Source organism: Saccharopolyspora antimicrobica (genome assembly GCF_003635025.1).
Lineage (GTDB): Bacteria > Actinomycetota > Actinomycetes > Mycobacteriales > Pseudonocardiaceae > Saccharopolyspora > Saccharopolyspora antimicrobica.
In genome coordinates this window covers 7,585,466-7,602,403 of the sequence record NZ_RBXX01000002.1, presented here as the reverse complement: position 1 = coordinate 7,602,403, position 16,938 = coordinate 7,585,466, and the positions used below count along the sequence as shown (strand labels likewise).

The following is a 16,938-nucleotide window of genomic DNA, read 5'->3' as shown; positions in this document are numbered from 1 at the left end:
TACGCTGTGCCGATTTGGAGCGCCGCGAGGTTAGGCAGCCGGATGAACGGAGTCAAGGCAGTGCGCAACGTCCTGAACACGCTGCGGGTGCTGGAAGAGGTCGCCGCGCGGCAGCCGATCGGCGTCGGCGAACTGGCCCGAGCGCTGGACATGCCGAAAAGCACGGCACAGCGCGCCTTGCTCACGCTCGGCGAAGCGGGCTGGATCCGCCCGGCGGAGGGCGAGGTCAAGCGGTGGGCGCTGACCACCAAGGCGCTCTCGATCGGCGGCCGGGCCAGCGGTGACCTCGGACTGCGCGACGCGGCCCGGCCGATCATGGAGGACCTGCGGCAGCGCACCGAGGAGACGATCCACCTGACCGTCCCGGAGGAGGACAAGGTGGTGCTGATCGAGCGGCTGGAGACGGCCAAGCCGCTGCGCATCAGCATGTCGCTGGGGCACGCGCTGCCGCTGCACGCCTCGGCCAACGGCAAGGCGGTCCTCGCGCACAGCAGTGCCGAGGTGCTCAAACGCCTTGCCGCCGACGAACTCCCGCGCTACACCGATCGGACGATCACCGACCCGGACCAGATGCTCGCCGAGCTGGACCGGATCCGCCGGCGCGGTTTCGCGGTCAACCACGGCGAGTGGCGCACCGACGTCGGCTCGGTGGCGGCCGCGGTGGTGGCCGAACCCGGACGGCCGGTCGCCAGCCTCAGCGTCAACATCCCGATGAGCCGCCTGACCGAGGAGTCGGAAGCGAGTTTCGGCCGAGCGGTCGCAGAAGCGGCGAACCTCCTGGCCGCCCGTCTCGGCTACGAACCGAAGTAGTCGCCGAGCGCGGCCCGCTCAGGACGACTGCTGGTCGGTCGCCCAGGCCACGTGACCATCCGGTCGGATCAGCGCCGCGCGGACCGTTGCCCAGTCCGCACGGGTTTCGGCGAGCTCGTCCCGCCGGTCGGTGAAGTCGAGCCGCACGTGGCGGCCGGGCCGCAGCCGCTCGAACAGGCACGTGCCGTCGCCGAACCGCAGGTTCGGGGCGCGCACCCCGGTCAGCGGATGCGCGGCCGGATCCGCGGGCGGGTAGCGCACCGCCAGGCCGGAGAGCCGTTCGGCCAGGGCGCGGGAGAAGTCCGGCTGCTCGGCGACCAGCTTCGACAGCAGCGCGCGCAACTGCTGGCCGTCCGGGGAGAACGCGGCGAACAGCGCGTTCTGCGCCTGCGTGCTCTCCAGCAGGTCGACGCCGACCGGGTGCCGCTCGTCGTGGTAGCTGTCCAGCAGGTCGTCGGGCTCCGCGCCCGAGGCCACGGCGGCGAGCTTCCAACCGAGGTTCATCGCGTCCTGCACCCCGACGTTGAGGCCGACGCCACCGGCGGGCATGTGCTGGTGCGCGGCATCCCCGGCCAGCAGCACCCGGCCCGCGCGGTAGCGCTCCGCCTGCCTGCTGGCGTTGCCGAACCGGGACAGCCAGGCGGGCGAGTGCATCCCGTGGTCGGTGCCGGTGATCGCCGTGACCTTGGCCCGCACCTCGTCGAGGGTCGGCTCACCGGGCCAGTCGGTCCGCAGGTCGTCCGGCGTTTGCCCGACGACCCGGTGCAGGCCGCCGGGCAGCGGCACGATCATCAGCCCGCCGCGCTCGGTCGCCACGCTGGTGACGCTGCCCGCCGGTGGTGCGTCGAGCACCACGTCCGCCAGCCAGCCGAGCATGGTGTGGGCGGTGCCGGGGAAGTCGATGCCCGCCGACCGCCGCACGGTGCTGCGGGTGCCGTCGCAGCCGACCACGTACCCGGCTTCGAGCGCGTAAGCGCCGTCCGGCCCCTCGGCCTCCACCGTGACGGAGTCGCCGTTGTCGATGACGTTGGTGACCCGGTGCCCGCGCAGAACCGCGGCGCCCGCGGCTCGCGCGTGCTGCTCGAACAGCTCCTCGGTGCGGGCCTGCGGGATGGCGAGGGTGTACTGGAAATCCGTGTCGAGCAGCCGGAAGTCGAGCCGGTTGTCGAGCATCCCGAAGTGCCCGCTGGGAATGCGGACGCCTTCGGCCAGGAACTGCTCGTGCAGTCCGCGCGAGGCGAGCAGCTCGATGGTGCGCGGGTGGATGGTGAGCGCCCGGGAGCGCCGATCGGGAGCCGGTCGCGGTTCGAGCACGGTGACGGCGACCCCGGCCAGCCGCAGCTCCGCGGCGAGCCGGAGCCCGACCGGCCCGGCCCCGGCGATGACGACCTCGTCCATTGAGTCCTCCTCTTGGTCGGTGACCAACACTAGCGGCATCGTTGGTCAGTGAACAAGAGAGTGTTGTCCGCTGAACAAGCGGGCCGGTGGTCGTCCGACCGCTCCGGGCCACCGTCCGGTTAGGATCGCGGGATGAGCGAGCGGCAGCGGGAGATCGCCCGGGCGGCGCTGGAACTGCTGGAGGACAGGGGAGCGGAGGCGGTGAGCCTGCGCGCGGTCGCCGATCGCCTCGGCGTGCGGCTCAACACGGTGTCGTGGCACGTCGGCTCGAAGGCCGGGCTGCAGGACCTGATGGCCGACGAGATCGTCGGCGAGGTGTCGCTGAAGCGGTTGCCCAAGGAGTGGGAGCCGCGCGTGCGCGAACTGGTCCGCCGCTACCGCGCGGCGCTGCTGCGGCACCGGGACGGAGCCGCCGTCGTCGCGGGCACGTTCGTGGCCAAGCAGAACACCCTCGGGCTGTCCGAAGCACTGGTCGCGGCGCTGCTCGACTCGGGCTGCGGCGACGCCGACGCGGCGTGGACGGCGTGGACGCTCGTGTACTTCACGCTCGGTCTGGTGGCCGAGGAGCAGAGCGCGCCGGACAGCGATGGCGGGCTCGCCGCCGCGGTCACCGCGGGCGCCTTCCCGGCGCTCGCGCGCACCGTCGCGCACATCGGCGGCGCCAACTTCGTCGAGCGGCACCAGTTCGGCCTGGACCTGATCCTCGACGGGCTGCGCGCCCGGATCCGGTGATTCGCCGCACCGTCGCGTGAAGATCGGCGGGTGCGCTGCTCGCGGTCAGCGGAAGCTCACTGCGTTCGGGCCGAACGAGGTCGCAGCCTCGGCTGGAAGGGAAGGTCGATCATGGCTCCGTTGACGACATGGCTCCGCGCGCTCCCGGTGGTCCCCGTGGTTCTCGCGGCGACCGCGGGTGTCGCGGCCGCGCAGCAGGGCGAGGTCGAGATCCGCACGTTCGCCGGCAAGTGCGCGGACGTGAGCGCGAGCAGCACGGCCGACGACGTGGCGCTCATCCAGTACGGCTGCAACGGCCAGCCCAACCAGCGGTTCGACATCGTCCGGGTGGGGCCCGACCTGGTGGAGATCCGGACCTTCGCGGACAAGTGCCTGGACGTCCGCGGCGCATCGAGCGCCGATCTCGCGCCGATCGTGCAGTACTCCTGCAACGGGCAGGACAACCAGGTGTTCAGGATCGCCGGCGTCGGCTCCGGGCTGGTGGAGATCCGCACCGTCTCGGGCAAGTGCCTCGACGTGCGGGACGCGGACCCGGCCGATCGGACGCCGATCGTGCAGTTCTCCTGCAACGGCCGGGACAACCAGCTCTTCCGCATCGTCTGACGGTGTTTGTGCAGGTCATGGAGCTTTAGTCGGTCCGTTCCGAGCGGCGTGGGCGTGGGCGGTGTGCCACAGTGGCGAAGTGCGCGCGCCCGCGCGGCCGTCGCGGTGGCTGGTGGTGCTGGGCCTCGCGGTCCTCGCGGTGGCCGCCACGGCCGTGGTCCTGACCTGCTCGAACCCGGTCGCCAGGTTCGCCGATGACCTGGCGGCCGTGGTCAGCGCGATCGTCGCGACCGCCGCCTACGCGTGGACCGGCCGGTCGTACACCGGGCCGGAGCGGCGCTGGCGACTGCTGATGGCCGCGGGACTCGGCGGCTGGGCCGCGGCGCACGCGGTGTGGACGTGGCACCGCGCCGCGAACGGCGAGCCGGTCGCCGTGCCCGGCGCCGCCAGCGCCCTGTACCTGGTGCTCCCGGTCGGCGTGTTCGCCGCGCTGCTGGTGATCGCCCGAGCCGACCACGCCACGCTCCGGCGCCACGAGACGACCGAGCCGCCGCGGGTGCTGCTGCTCGACGGCCTCATCGTGGTCGCCTCGATCATCGCCCTCGCCCGCGAGGTCCTCGCACTGGACGCCGATCCCGAGGGCTTCGCCCCGGCCTTGCTGGTGCGGGTTTCCTACACGGTCGGCGATGTCGTGCTGATCGTGCTCGCGCTGCTGATGGCCATCGGCCTGCGCAGCATGTCGCGGGCCCGGCAGATCTGGCTGGTGCTCGGCCTGTGCGCCATCGGCGCCGGCGACTTCACCCACGCCAGCAGCACGATCACCGACGTGGCAACGCCCGCCGCGGCCGAACTCGGCTACCTGGCCGGCATGCTCCTGCTGATCCCCGCGGCGTTCGCACCGGCCCTGCAACCCGTGATCCGGCGCCACAGCATCTCGCTGGCGCTGCTGGCCGTGCCCTACGTCCCGCTGGCGGTGGTGCTGGCCATGGTCGTGATCAACGTGGCCGGCGGCAGCCCGTACCCCGACGTGATCTACGTGCTCAGCGTGATCATCGCACTGGTCGTGCTCCGCCACATCAGCAGCCTGCTGGAGCTCTACCGGTCCCACCAGCGGCTGGCCCGGGCGATCCTGCGCGACCCGCTCACCGGCGTCGCCAACCGGGTGCAGCTCGCCGACCTGTTCGACGAAGCGCTGTCGAGCCCCCGGTACGAGGAGCGCGGGCTGATCTACGTCGATCTCAACGACTTCAAGGCGGTCAACGACGAGCTCGGGCACCGCGCGGGCGACGAGCTCCTGCGCATCACCGCGCACCGGTTGCGCCGCTGCGTGCGCGAGGACGACACGGTGGCGCGCATCGGCGGCGACGAGTTCGTCATCCTCCTCGTCCCGCCGCCGAAGGACCCCGGATCGCTCGTGCAGCGCCTGGCCGACGCGGTGGCGCAACCGGTCGTCCTGAGCGGGGTGAAGACGCCGGTGCGGATCACCGCGAGTCTTGGCTACCACCGCATCGCACCTGGTCAGCACCCCAGCGACGCGCTGGCGCACGCGGATCGGGCGATGTACCGGGACAAGCGCGGCCGGGTGGACTGAGGCGGCGGACGCTGCCGCCACGGGCTCGGTGGCGGCGAGCCGCGATGCCCGGTACTCGCTCCGGATCTGGTTGAGCATGACCGGGTAGTCCTTCGCCCGTACCAACATCGCCGCGCTCGGCGTTCGGGCCAGGGGTGGTTTGGGGAATTCCGGACAAGTCGGCGGTCTGGTGGGGATTTTCTGGGAACATCTCGTGCCGCAAACGATCTCGTGCAGTTGAGAGGTGTTCCGCTGTGAAAACCCGATTAGCCGGCGTTGCCGCCGCTTTGGTCGCAGGTGCCGTTGCTTTGTTCGTCGCACCCGTGGCGGTCGCGAACCCCGTTCCTGCCGTCTCGGCGGCCGACGGCTGCTACACGTGGAACCGCACGCTCAGCTCGGGGGCCTCCGGCGATGACGTGCGGAACCTGCAGATCAGGGTGTCCGGTTATCCCGGAAGCGGCGGGAAGCTCGCGATCGACGGCCAGTACGGGCCCGCCACCAGGGATGCCGTCGCCCGGTTCCAGCAGGCGTACGGGCTCAGCGCCGACGGTGTCGCGGGCGCGGACACCTTCAACAAGATCTACGAGCTGCAGGACGACGACTGCACGCCTGCCAACTTCGACTACTCCGAGCTCAACCGGTGCAACTCCGACTGGTCCGGAGGCAATGTCTCGGCCGCCGAGGCGAAGGCCAATGCGCTGGTGGTCATGTGGAAGCTGCAGGCCATGCGGCACGCGATGGGCGACGCGCCGATCGCGGTCAACGGCGGTTTCCGCAGCAAGTCCTGCAACGACTCGGTTGGCGGGGCGCCGAACAGCCGGCACCTCTACGGCGACGCTGCCGACCTCGGCGCGGGCTCGCAGGGCTTCTGCGCGCTGGCCTTGCAGGCGCGCGCCCACGGCTTCAGCGAGATCCTCGGCCCGGGCTTCCCCGGACACGACGACCACGTGCACGTCGCGGGCGGTGGCAGCACCTGGTCCGCGCCCGACTGCGGTATGTGACCAGCAGATCGACGCGGAGCGCACACGGGCGGTTTCGACGGGTGCGCGCACTCCGCCAGCAGTGATGGCTCGTGCTGGGGACCAGGTGCTCTCGCTGCCGAGCGTCTCTTGTCAACAGCTCGAACGAGCGGGCTCCCTTGCTGCGGAGATCGGGTCCGGCTCCAGTAGCGTGTGTCGCGCCGCGATGCCGTTCGACTTGTGAGGACCCGGTAGTGCCCGACCACGAGAACTCCATGGTCCGCCTGCGCGGGGTGCGGGTGCACAACCTGCGCGAGGTCGACGTCGACTTCCCGCGCGATGCGCTGGTCGCCGTCACCGGCGTCTCGGGGTCGGGCAAGTCGTCGCTGGCGTTCGGCACGGTCTACGCCGAGGCCCAGGCCCGCTACCTCGAATCGGTCGCGCCCTACGCCCGGCGGCTCATCGACCAGGCGGGCGCGCCGGAGGCCCGGGAGATCACCGGCCTGCCGCCCGCCGTCGCCTTCCAGCAGGCCCGCGGTGCCGTGCAGGCCCGCTCCACGGTGGGCACCGTGACCGCGCTGTCGAACTCGCTGCGGTTGCTGCTCTCCCGCGCAGGCACCTACCCGGAGGGCGCCGAGCGGCTGGACTCGGACTCCTTCTCGCCGAACACCCCGGCGGGCGCGTGCCCGGCCTGCCACGGCCTCGGGCGGATCCACGAGGTCAGCGAGAACTCGCTGGTGCCCGATCCCGGCCTGTCCATCCGGGAGAAGGCGATCGCCGCCTGGCCGGGCGCCTGGCAGGGCAAGAACTACCGCGACATCCTGGCCACGCTCGGCTACGACGTCGACCGGCCGTGGCGCGAGCTGCCGCAGGCCGACCGCGAGTGGATCCTGTTCACCGACGAGCAGCCCGTGGTCACCGTGCACCCCCAGCGCGAGGCGGGCCGCATCCAGCGCCCGTACCAGGGCACCTACCAGAGCGCGCGCCGCTACGTCCTGCACACGCTGGCGACCACCCAGAGCGCGACGCTGCGCAACCGCGCGCTGCAGCACGCCGAGGTGCTGCCGTGCCCGGCCTGCGGTGGTTCGAAGCTGCGGCCGGAGGCGCTCGCGGTGACCTTCGCCGGGGCCGACATCGCCGAGCTCGCCGCCCTCCCGCTCAGCGTGCTGGCGGCCAAGCTGCGCCCCGAGCAGGACGACGAGGTCGCCCGCGTGATCGTCGCGGACCTGCTGGCCCGCATCGAGGCGCTGACCGAACTCGGCCTCGGCTACCTCGCGATGGACCGCACCACACCGACGCTCTCGGCCGGTGAGCTGCAGCGCCTGCGCCTGGCGGCGACGCTGCGCTCCACGCTCTTCGGCGTGGTCTACGTGCTCGACGAACCGTCGGCCGGACTGCACCCCGACGACACCCGGGCGCTGCTGCGCGTGCTGGACCGGATCCGGGAGGCCGGGAACTCGCTGGTCGTCGTGGAGCACGAGCCGGAGGTGATCCGCCACGCCGACTGGCTGATCGACGTCGGCCCCGGTGCCGGCGAGCACGGCGGGCGCGTGCTGCACAGCGGGCCGCTGGCCGGGCTGGCCGACGCCGCGGAATCGGTCACCCGCGCGCACCTGCTCGACCCACCGGCTCCGGTCGGTCGCCACCGCACCCCGACCGGGCGGATCGAGCTGCGCGGCGTGAGCCTGCACAACCTCGTCGAGACCGATGTGGACTTCCCGCTCGGGGTTTTCACCGCTGTCACCGGGGTTTCCGGCTCGGGCAAGACGACGCTGGTCACCGGAGTCCTGGCCGCGGCCGTCCGGGACCACCTCGGCGCCAGCCGTCCGGACGACGAGGAGGAGCCGGAAGACCTGGCGGCGCGCCACGTCCGCGAGATCACCGGGCTGGAGGCGGTCAAGCGGCTGGTGGAGGTCGACCAGCGGCCGATCGGGCGCACCCCGCGGTCGAACCTGGCGACCTACACCGGCCTGTTCGACGGCGTCCGCAAGCTGTTCGCCGCCACCGACGAGGCCCGCGAGCGGAAGTACTCGGCGGGCCGGTTCTCGTTCAACGTCGACGGCGGGCGGTGCGAGACCTGCCAGGGCGAGGGCGCGGTGGCCGCCAAACTGCTGTTCCTGCCCAACAGCTACGCGCCCTGCCCGGTCTGCCGCGGCGCCCGGTACAACCCGGAAACCCTCGAGATCCACTACCGGGGCAGGTCGATCGCCGACGTGCTCGCGATGACCGTCGAGGAGGCCCGCGAGTTCTTCGCCGACGTGCCCGCGGTGGCGCGCAGCCTGGACACCCTCCGCGACGTCGGGCTGTCCTACCTCACCCTCGGCCAGCCGGCGACCGAGCTCTCCGGCGGCGAGGCCCAGCGGATCAAGCTGGCATCGGAGCTGCAGCGAACCCGCCGCGGCCGCACCCTCTTCGTCCTCGACGAACCCACCACCGGCCTGCACCCGGCCGACGTGGAGGTGCTGATGCGCCTGCTGCACGCCCTGGTCGACGCGGGCAACACGGTGGTGGTGATCGAGCACGACATGTCCGTCGCCGCAGCGGCCGACCACGTGATCGACCTCGGCCCCGGTGGCGGCGACGAGGGCGGCGCGGTGGTCGCCGCCGGAACTCCGGCGGAAGTGGCGCGCGCCGAAACCGGCCGCACCGCCCCGTACCTCCGCGAAGCGCTCGGAAACCCGAGCTGACTACAGGCGGCGCACGGCCTGGCCGATGGCGGCGATCCCGTCGTTGATCTCGGTCGTCGTCCTGGCGGCGTAGCCGAGGACGAGCCCTGGTCCGTGCACGCGCTGGCGGTGCCACGACAGCGGCTGGACCTTGACGCCCTCCTCGAGCGCGGCGCCGGCGAGGTCGGTGTCGGAGAAGCCCGCGTCGAACGTGATCAGCAGGTGCAGCCCGGCGGCGGCGCCGTGGACGACCGCGCCCGGCAGGTGCGCGTCGACCGCCTCGATCATGGTGTCCCGGCGGCGTCGGTGGCGCGGGCGGAGGTGGCGCAGATGGCGTTCCAGCTCGCCCGATTCCATCAACCGAGCCAGGGCCAACTGCGGTAGCGCCGCGTTGCCCAGATCCGCGTACCGCTTCGCGGCCACGAGATCGTCCCGATAGCGCCGAGGAGGGAGAACCCAGCCGATTCTCAACGCCGGGGCGAGCAGCTTGGAGATGCTGCCCGCGTAGATGACCTCTTCGGAGAGCATCGAGCGGAGAGCCGGAACCGGCGGCCGGTCGTAGCGGTGCTCGGCGTCGTAGTCGTCTTCGACGATCAGTCCGCCGCCGGTGGCCCACCGCATGAGTTCGCGGCGCCTTTCGCCGCTCAGCACCACGCCGGTGGGGAACTGGTGCGCGGGCGTGAGCAGCACTGCGGGAGCACCTGAGGCGTGCAGGTCCTCGATGCGCACACCGTCGGCGTCGACCATGATCGGCGGGGTTCCCACTCCCCGGCTGCGCAGGTGCTGGCGAGCTCCGAGCGATCCGGGGTCCTCGACCGCTACCTCGCGGATTCCCGAGTCGTGGAGCACCTGCGCGGTCAGGGTGAGCGCTTGGGCGGTGCCGGAGACGATGAGAACGTCGTTGGGATCCACCGAGATTCCGCGCGTGCGAGCCACCCAGGTGGCCACCGCTGCGCGCAGCGCTGGTGTGCCGCGGGGGTCGCCGTAACCGAAGCCGGATGCCGCGAGTTCGCCGAGCGCGGCGCGTTCCGCGCGCAACCAGGCTGCCCGGGGGAAGGCCGCCAGGTCGGGCGTGCCGGGGGAGAGGTCGATCCGGGACGGTACCGCGCGCAGGGAATCGAAGACGTCGGCACCGGGCGCGGCGGCGAACAACCCGGTCGTGGAAGGGTTTTCTCCCCGGTCCGGTGGCCGGGGCGCCGTCGCGGGAGCGGTGACGACGACAGTCCCGTTGCGTCCGCGACCGTCGACGTGACCGTCTTCGCCCAAACGCCGGTACGCCTCGGTGACGACCCCGCGGGAGACGCGCAGTTCCGCGGCCAGCGTCCGGGTGGCAGGCAGCCTGCTGCCCACCGGCAGGCGGCCGTCTGCGATGGCGAGCCGGAGCCGGTGGGCCAGCCAGTCGGACAGCCCGCCCGCCGGTGCGTCGTCGGCGTGCAGCTGCAGGAAGTCCGCACCCGGCGTTTTGGACCTGTGAGAAGAGCTGTCATTGGACCTGGGCACCGGACCATTGTGGCGCGAAGGTGGGCGCGGGCGGGAGCGGTCCCGCGAGCAAGAGCGAAGGAAGAGCGAAGCGCGATGACGATCGACTACGTGCACGGTTACTCGGAGTCGGAGGCCCGTCGGCTGGGCGACCAGGCCAACGCGTTGGCAGCGCTGCTGCACGAGGGCACCTCGTACCCCGCCGGTAGCAAGGTGCTGGAGGTCGGCTGCGGGATCGGCGCGCAGACCGCGCACCTGGTGGCGAGCAGTCCCGGAGCGCGCATCGTCGCGGTCGACGTGAACGATGCGTCCCTGGCGCAAGCCCGTGCTCGCGTGGCTGCGACCGCGCCCGAGGCGGAGGTGGAGTGGATCCGCGCCGACCTTTTCGACCTGCCCTTCCCCGAGGCCTCCTTCGACCACCTCTTCGTCTGCTTCGTCCTGGAGCACCTGCGTGATCCCCAGCGGGCACTGGTGGAACTGCGTCGCTTCCTGCAGCCCGGGGGCACTGTCACCGCGATCGAGGGCGACCACGGGTCGGCGCTGTTCCACCCCGACAGCGCCGCCGCTCGCGCCGCGATCAACTGCCAGGTTCAACTGCAGTCCACCGCCGGCGGTGACGCACTCATCGGCCGGAAGCTGCAGCCTCTGCTGGCAAGTGCCGGATACGGCGGCATCACCGTCCACGCGCGACCGGTCTACGCCGATCAGAACCTGCCGGAGCTGGTCGACGACTTCACCCGCAACACCTTCATCGCCATGATCGAATCCATCGGGGACGACGCGCTGGCCGCCGGGCTCACCACCCCGGACGACTGGCGCCGGGGCATGGCCGACCTCCACCGGACGACGGAGCCGGGCGGAACCTTCCACTACACGTTCTTCAAAGCGATGGCCGTGAACCCTCCGGGATCTCGAGGCTCCTAGTGTCCTGAGTTGTTGATTCGTGCGGCGAGGGTGCCGAGGACCTGGTCGGCGGTCTTGGCCCGGCCAAAGGGCTTCGGGTCGGCAGCTCAGGGCCTAGTGCTGTGACCGCATAGGTTTGCCGGGTTGCGAGTGTTGATGGCTTCGGGGGCTTGATCGCACATCACTGTGACCGAGAACTGAACGGGCTCAGTAGTGTGGATCCCATGCCGGATGCACCCCAGGAGCTTCACCTTGATCGCGAGCGGGCCGGGTCATTCGGTTCCGTGGCTGAGCAGTACGACCGCTACCGTCTGACGTACCCCCGCGAACTGATCGACGACCTGGTCGGCTTGCAGCCAGCGAAGGTTCTCGATGTCGGATGTGGCACCGGCAAGCCCGCCGTGGCCCTCGCCGAACGTGGTCTGTCTGTCCTCGGCGTCGAGTTGGACGAGCGGATGGCTCAGGTCGCTCGCAGCCATGGCGTCGAGGTGCAGGTTGCCGCCTTCGAATCATGGGACGCAGCGGGGCGCGCTTTCGACCTCGTCACCTGTGGTGATGCATGGCACTGGATCGACCCCGCACGCGGGTTCGCCAAGGCCGCCGAGGTGCTGAACGTGGGTGGGACCATCGCGCGGTTTTGGACCTCTACGGTGTTGGACGAGGCCGTCAGCGCCGCGTTCGATCCGATCTACCGCAGGTATGCGCCGGACGTCGCACAGGTATGGCGTCCGGCACCGAGCATGCAGCGGGTTCACGCCTCCGGTGCTGACCTCTTCGAACGAAGCACTGCGTTCTCGCCGGTAGAGATGAGGAGTTACCAGTGGGAACATAGCTTCGCCGGCGAGGAATGGGTCGGTCTTGCGGCAACCGTCAGCGATCACCAGCGTCTCGGGGCCGAGCCCCTCGCGGCCTTGCTGCAGGCGCTCCGTACGAGGATCGAAGAGCTCGGCGGCAGTGTTCACTCTCACCATGAGACATACGTTCTGCTCGCCCAGCGGGTCTAGCAGGAAGGTTTGCCGGGTTCAGGCTGCGGCCGTCAGGGAGCGGCCTCCCCAGCGGATGCCTTTCTCGCTGCGGATGCGGGCGCGTTCCTTGCGTTGCGCGGCGAGGACGTCGGGGTGGCGGGCGTTGGCGTTGCGCCACCGCAGATAGGCGTGCAGCGCGCGGGTTTGCCCGGTGTGGTTGGGGTGTTGCGAGTTGGCCAGGGTGAACTGCCGCAGCGGTCCGAAATGCGCTTCGATTGGGTTGGCCCAGGAGGCGTTGGTCGGGGTGAAGCACAAGCGGACCTTGGCGCGCTTGGCCCATCGGCGGATCACGGGTCCGGTGTGGGCGGACAGGTTGTCGAGGATGACGTAGATCGGGGCGCCGTCCGGGCGCGCGGCCGGGATCGATTTCAACGCTGCCAGGGTGTTGACGGTGCCCTTGCGTTGGCGGTTGACACCCCACAGGGTGTCCTCGCCGATCGAGTAGCAGCCATGGAAGTACGTGACGCCGTGGGTACGATGGTAGGTTGCCGCTACTCGGTCGGGCCGGCCTTGTTCGGCCCAGCAGGTCTCGCCGGTCAGGCGGATGCCCAGTGGCCCGAACTCGTCGAAGGCGAACGTGCGATCCGGGAAGTTTTCGATCACGTGCTCGATGCGGTCGAGTTTGGCGTCCCGGTCGGGATCGGTGGATTCTTTCCAGGTTTTGGTGCGCTGGAAGGTGATGCCGCGGCGGGCAAGCAGGCAGCGCAGGGCCTCGCGGCCGATCCGGATCGCTCCGCCGGTGGTGGTGCGCAGGTAGGCGGCGAGTTTGCGGATCGACCAGCGGGTGAACGGCTGGTCGAGTTTCGTCGGGCGGGTGGTGGCCGTCGCCACGACGAGGTCTTCCTGGTCAGGACTGAGCAGGCGGGGACGGCCTTCCGCCCACTGAGGGTCCGGGCAGGCCAGGCCGATCTCGTTGGATCGGTGGAGCACCTCCCGGACAGTGTCCTCATCGGTCTGGACCAGTTGCGCGATGACCGGCACGCGGTTGCCGCCGGCCGAGGCCAGGATCATCATTGCCCGCCGGTAGCGCACCGAACTGGTACTGCCTCGACGCACGATCTGCTGCCACCGCTGGCCTTCCTGGTCGGTCAGCCTGCGCACTTTCACCGGTTCGGCCACCAGCACCTCCACACACCCGGTTCGACGATGTCCCTTCATCAAACCGGCCGCAGGCCATCACAGGCGAACGACACCCCGGTGAACCATTCCGGCCACAGCACTAGCTCCGGGCGTGCAACGCCTGCGAGAGCGCGTTCATGCTGATGTCGACTATCGCGCGGAGCTGTTCCTGACTCGCCCCGGCCCTGCTCATCACGGCCAGCGACTGGTTGACCGCCGCGATGTGAACGGCCAAGTCGTCGGCGTCGCTGTCGGCCAACTTCGCGGCGTTCAAGGCGGTCCGCAGCCGCGCACGCTGGAAGCCCAGAGCTTCGATCGCGCGCGCGGCGATGGTGGAGCTCAGCACCGGTGTCGCCATCGCGGTTTGGGCGACCAGGCATCCGTCCGGCAGATCGGGGTCGGCGATGCGCTTCAGCGTGACTTCGAAGAACTCCCGTATCGCCCGCAGTGGCTCTTCAGATGCCCTTGAGAGGGCCCGGTCGTACCTGTCCCCGTAGCGCGTGGCGTAGCGGTCCAGGCAGCGCAGGTAGAGCGAGTCCTTGTCGCCGAGCGAGGAGTAGATGGAACTGCGGTTCAACCCGGTCGCCCTGGAGAGGTCGTCGAGAGATGTGTCGGCGTACCCGGCTCGCCAGAACTGGACCATCGCCGCATCGAGCGCGGTGTCCACGTCGAACTGCTTCTTCCCGGCCATCGCGCACGCACCTCGTTCTCGGGTCAAGCCGTTGTGCTCTGCCCATCATATCTTGAACTGATCGGTTCAAGATGGGTTAGGGTTGAGACATGACTGATGTTGCAACCGCCGCGAACCACTCTTGCGACCAGAACTCGATCTCCAGGTTGCCGCTGCACGATCTCGCGGGATTCACCCACCGCTGGGTCGATGCGGAAGGCATCCGGCTTCATGCCGTGGAAGGCGGGCAGCCGACCGGCCCGGTCGTCGTCCTGCTCGCCGGATTCCCGCAGACCTGGTGGGCTTGGCGCAAAGCGATGCCGGGCCTTGCCGAGCGATTCCACGTGATCGCAATCGACCTGCCAGGACAAGGCCACTCCGACCGCCCTCATGACAGCTACGACACGCACACCGTCGCTTCGCGCGTCCAGGCTGCGGTGGCTGCGCTCAACGTGCCGAAGTACTGGCTCGTCGCCCACGACATCGGGGCCTGGGTCGCCTTCTCGCTAGCCCTGAAGTACGAAGAGCGCCTGCACGGTGTCGCTCTGCTCGACGCCGGCATTCCCGGAATCACCCTCCCGGAGGCCATCCCCACGGATCCCGCCCAGGCCTGGAAGACCTGGCACTTCGCGTTCCACCTGGTGCCCGATCTTCCCGAGACGCTGCTCGCCGGTCGCGAGCGTGCCTACGTCGACTGGTTCTTGCAGGTCAAAGCACTGTCCCCGAACACGTTCGACAGCGCCGAGATCGACCATTACGCTGCCGCTGTGGCGGCCGAGGGCGGTCTCCGAGCGTCTCTCGCCTACTACCGCGATGCCGCGGAATCGGCGCGCAAGAATCATGACGCTCTTGGACGACAGCACTTGACCGTCCCGGTCCTGGGCATCTCCAGCTCCCATGGCTCGATCCCCGACATGGCCGCTTCCATCAGCCCCTGGGCGGACAACGCGACAGGCGTCGTCATCCCAGATGCCGGACACTTCATTCCTGACGAGCAGCCCGACGCGGTTGTGGACGCGTTGACCGCGTTCATCGATCGCGAACGTGTGGGGTAGTAGCCGAGCAGCGCCGGCAGGCCAGCGTGTACGGGCCGACCGGCTCGCGGGCCAGCGAGGCCAGCTCCTCGATTGCAGGTGATCATCTGCCGGAGGTGGTCGGAGACCTCCTCGGTGCGGAATCCGGGCAGCCGCGAGATCGGTCCGGCCACCCGCGGTGCGCGGCTGATCACAGCCCGCACGGCTGCGCAATGAGGAGCAATCGCTTCCCGCCACGGGGTGATCGGTGCGCCGAATCGCCGTACGGGTTCGCGCCGAGCGCCGTCTTGCCCACCGTCGCAGCGCAGGTGATCGTGGGTGGCAGCTGCTGCGACGCGGGAAACGGTGATCACGATGAACGGTGCCCGGGAGATCGGCCGGGCCGGGTTCCTCCGGCTGGTAGGGCTCGGAATCGCCGCGGTCGGTGCGGGCTCGGCCCTACCGGCGCGGGAGGCCGCCGCTGGCGCTCCGCGCCCGCTCCCGGTCTACAGCGGGAACTTCAGCTCCGCCATCGAGCTGGCTGAGCTTGACCTCGCCAGCGGGAAGCTGACCGGCACCGGATCGGTGTCCGGTGTGGACAGTCCAGCGTTCCTGATCGGCAACGCGGACGGCACCCGGGTGTACGCGGTCAACGACATCGACGAGGGCAGGGTGACGGCCCTGTCGGTCGGCCCGGACGGCGGGCTGACCGTGCTCGGCAGCCAGCCCTCCCACGCCGTGATGCCCACGCACCTGGCGATACATCCCGGTGGGGAGCACCTGATCGTGGCCAACTACGGCAGCGGCAGCACCGCGGTCTTCCCGATCCTGCCCGACGGCGCGCTCGGCCCGCAGACCGATCTGGTGCAGTACGAGGGCAGCGGCCCGGTGCCCGGCCGCCAGGAGGGCCCGCACGCGCACATGGTCGTCATCACGCCGGACGGGCGCTCCGTGCTGGTGCCCGACCTCGGCACCGACACCATCCACGTGCACAGCCTGGACACCGGCACCGGAAAGCTCGAAACCCTCGGTGGAACGCGGTTGGCGCCCGGCTCGGGGCCGCGGCACCTGGTCTTCCACCCGGACGCCCCGTTCCTCTACGTGGCGGACGAACTCGACTCCACCGTGACGGTCTGCGCCTACGACGCCGACCGCGCGGCGATCACGCCCGGTCAGGTGATCTCCACCGTTCCGCCGAGTGCGCCGGACAACTTCCCCGCCGAGATCCTGATCTCGGCCGACGGCCGGTTCGTCTACGTCTCGAACCGGGGGCACGACAGCATCGCCCGGTTCGCCGTGGAAGCGGGCGGGCAGCGCCTGCGCCTGCTGGACACCGTGCCGTGCGGTGGTCGGTGGCCCCGGCACATCGCCATCACGCCGGACGGCCGGTGGATGCACGCGAGCAACCAGTACTCGAACACGATCACGGCCTTCCGGGTGGACGCGGAGAGCGGAGCGCTCTCCCCGGTGGGAGAACCGTTCCCGACGCCGAGCCCGGTCTGCCTCCTCCACGGCGGAGCCCGCTAGCAACCGGTGAGCCGACCACGACCGCCCCGGCAGGCGTGGCGATTTCGCGCGAAATCGCTGGACTTCAGTCCAAGCAGAACTCGTTGCCCTCGATGTCCTGCATCACGATGCACGACTCGTTCTCCTCATCGGCGGCCAGCAGCCGCACGCGGGTCGCGCCGAGCGCCACCAGCCGTGCGCACTCGGCTTCGAGCACGGCGAGGCGTTCCTCGCCCACGAGGCCGATGCCGGCCCGCACGTCGACGTGCACCCGGTTCTTGACGACCTTGCCCTCGGGCACCCGCTGGAAGTACAGCCGCGGGCCCGCGCCCGTGGGATCCGAGCAGGCGAACCACGAATCCCGATTCTCGGGCGGGAGCGAGAGGTTGAACTCGTCCCAGGTGGCGAAACCCTCCGGTGGCGGAGGCGCGACGTAACCCAGCACCTCGCACCAGAACCGGGCGACCCGCTCGGGTTCCGCGCAGTCGAACGTGATCTGCACCTGCTTCACCGACGCCATCAGCCCACCATAGTGCCCTCCCCGC

Annotated in this window: 15 protein-coding genes; 10 read left to right on the top strand and 5 right to left on the bottom strand. The window is 70.4% G+C overall.

From position 1 onward, the window contains the following. Positions 1-42: 42 nt before the first annotated feature. Positions 43-810, top strand: a complete 768-nt coding sequence (locus ATL45_RS35870; protein ID WP_211841375.1) for an IclR family transcriptional regulator — start codon at positions 43-45, stop codon at positions 808-810. An 18-nt stretch (positions 811-828) separates the two neighbouring features. Here ATL45_RS35870 and ATL45_RS35865 read toward each other — a convergent pair whose 3' ends face one another. Next, positions 829-2,208 (bottom strand): FAD-dependent monooxygenase, encoded by a 1,380-nt coding sequence (locus tag ATL45_RS35865; RefSeq protein ID WP_093154801.1) that lies wholly within the window; start codon positions 2,206-2,208, stop codon positions 829-831. Between the two features lie 132 nt (positions 2,209-2,340). Between ATL45_RS35865 and ATL45_RS35860 the strand changes: the two genes are divergently transcribed. From ATL45_RS35860 to uvrA, 5 genes are all read left to right on the top strand, one after another. Beyond that, on the top strand, positions 2,341-2,940 hold the full coding sequence (locus ATL45_RS35860) for a TetR/AcrR family transcriptional regulator C-terminal domain-containing protein (RefSeq protein WP_093154804.1): 600 nt from the start codon (positions 2,341-2,343) through the stop codon (positions 2,938-2,940). 120 nt (positions 2,941-3,060) lie between these two features. Then, entirely contained in the window at positions 3,061-3,543 is a 483-nt protein-coding gene (locus ATL45_RS35855; protein WP_170210443.1) for an RICIN domain-containing protein, read from the top strand. 79 nt (positions 3,544-3,622) lie between these two features. After that, positions 3,623-5,074, top strand: coding sequence for a GGDEF domain-containing protein (locus ATL45_RS35850; protein ID WP_093154809.1), 1,452 nt, complete (start codon positions 3,623-3,625; stop codon positions 5,072-5,074). A 287-nt stretch (positions 5,075-5,361) separates the two neighbouring features. Then, positions 5,362-6,054 carry a D-Ala-D-Ala carboxypeptidase family metallohydrolase gene (locus tag ATL45_RS35845; protein WP_246025740.1) on the top strand — a complete coding sequence of 231 codons (693 nt, stop codon included), beginning with the start codon at positions 5,362-5,364 and terminating at the stop codon, positions 6,052-6,054. A gap of 212 nt (positions 6,055-6,266) precedes the next feature. After that, a complete protein-coding gene (gene uvrA, locus ATL45_RS35840) occupies positions 6,267-8,699 on the top strand; it encodes an excinuclease ABC subunit UvrA (RefSeq protein ID WP_439332476.1) in 2,433 nt (810 codons plus the stop codon). Here the strand turns inward: uvrA and pdxR are convergent, their stop codons facing one another. Beyond that, entirely contained in the window at positions 8,700-10,178 is a 1,479-nt protein-coding gene (gene pdxR, locus ATL45_RS35835) for a MocR-like pyridoxine biosynthesis transcription factor PdxR (RefSeq protein ID WP_093154814.1), read from the bottom strand. Between the two features lie 75 nt (positions 10,179-10,253). Here pdxR and ATL45_RS35830 point away from each other — a divergent pair, with 75 nt between their 5' ends. Together ATL45_RS35830 and ATL45_RS35825 are read left to right on the top strand one after the other, a co-directional pair. Then, entirely contained in the window at positions 10,254-11,081 is an 828-nt protein-coding gene (locus ATL45_RS35830) for a methyltransferase domain-containing protein (RefSeq protein ID WP_093154817.1), read from the top strand. A gap of 203 nt (positions 11,082-11,284) precedes the next feature. Then, a complete protein-coding gene (locus ATL45_RS35825) occupies positions 11,285-12,064 on the top strand; it encodes a class I SAM-dependent methyltransferase (RefSeq protein WP_093154820.1) in 780 nt (259 codons plus the stop codon). 18 nt (positions 12,065-12,082) lie between these two features. On the opposite strand, the gene ATL45_RS35820 is transcribed toward ATL45_RS35825, so the two are convergent. Together ATL45_RS35820 and ATL45_RS35815 are read right to left on the bottom strand one after the other, a co-directional pair. Beyond that, positions 12,083-13,204, bottom strand: a complete 1,122-nt coding sequence (locus ATL45_RS35820; RefSeq protein ID WP_211841374.1) for an IS630 family transposase — start codon at positions 13,202-13,204, stop codon at positions 12,083-12,085. Positions 13,205-13,304: 100 nt separating this feature from the next. Then, entirely contained in the window at positions 13,305-13,895 is a 591-nt protein-coding gene (locus tag ATL45_RS35815; protein WP_093154822.1) for a TetR/AcrR family transcriptional regulator, read from the bottom strand. 89 nt (positions 13,896-13,984) lie between these two features. On the opposite strand from ATL45_RS35815, the gene ATL45_RS35810 reads away from it, so the two are divergent. Continuing rightward, positions 13,985-14,929, top strand: a complete 945-nt coding sequence (locus tag ATL45_RS35810) for an alpha/beta fold hydrolase (protein ID WP_093154825.1) — start codon at positions 13,985-13,987, stop codon at positions 14,927-14,929. Positions 14,930-15,226: 297 nt separating this feature from the next. Beyond that, the gene (locus ATL45_RS35805; protein WP_143121682.1) at positions 15,227-16,414 is read left to right on the top strand and encodes a lactonase family protein; all 1,188 of its coding nucleotides are present in this window, start codon (positions 15,227-15,229) and stop codon (positions 16,412-16,414) included. A 64-nt stretch (positions 16,415-16,478) separates the two neighbouring features. Here the strand turns inward: ATL45_RS35805 and ATL45_RS35800 are convergent, their stop codons facing one another. Continuing rightward, a complete protein-coding gene (locus ATL45_RS35800) occupies positions 16,479-16,913 on the bottom strand; it encodes a VOC family protein (protein ID WP_093154831.1) in 435 nt (144 codons plus the stop codon). Positions 16,914-16,938: the final 25 nt, after the last annotated feature.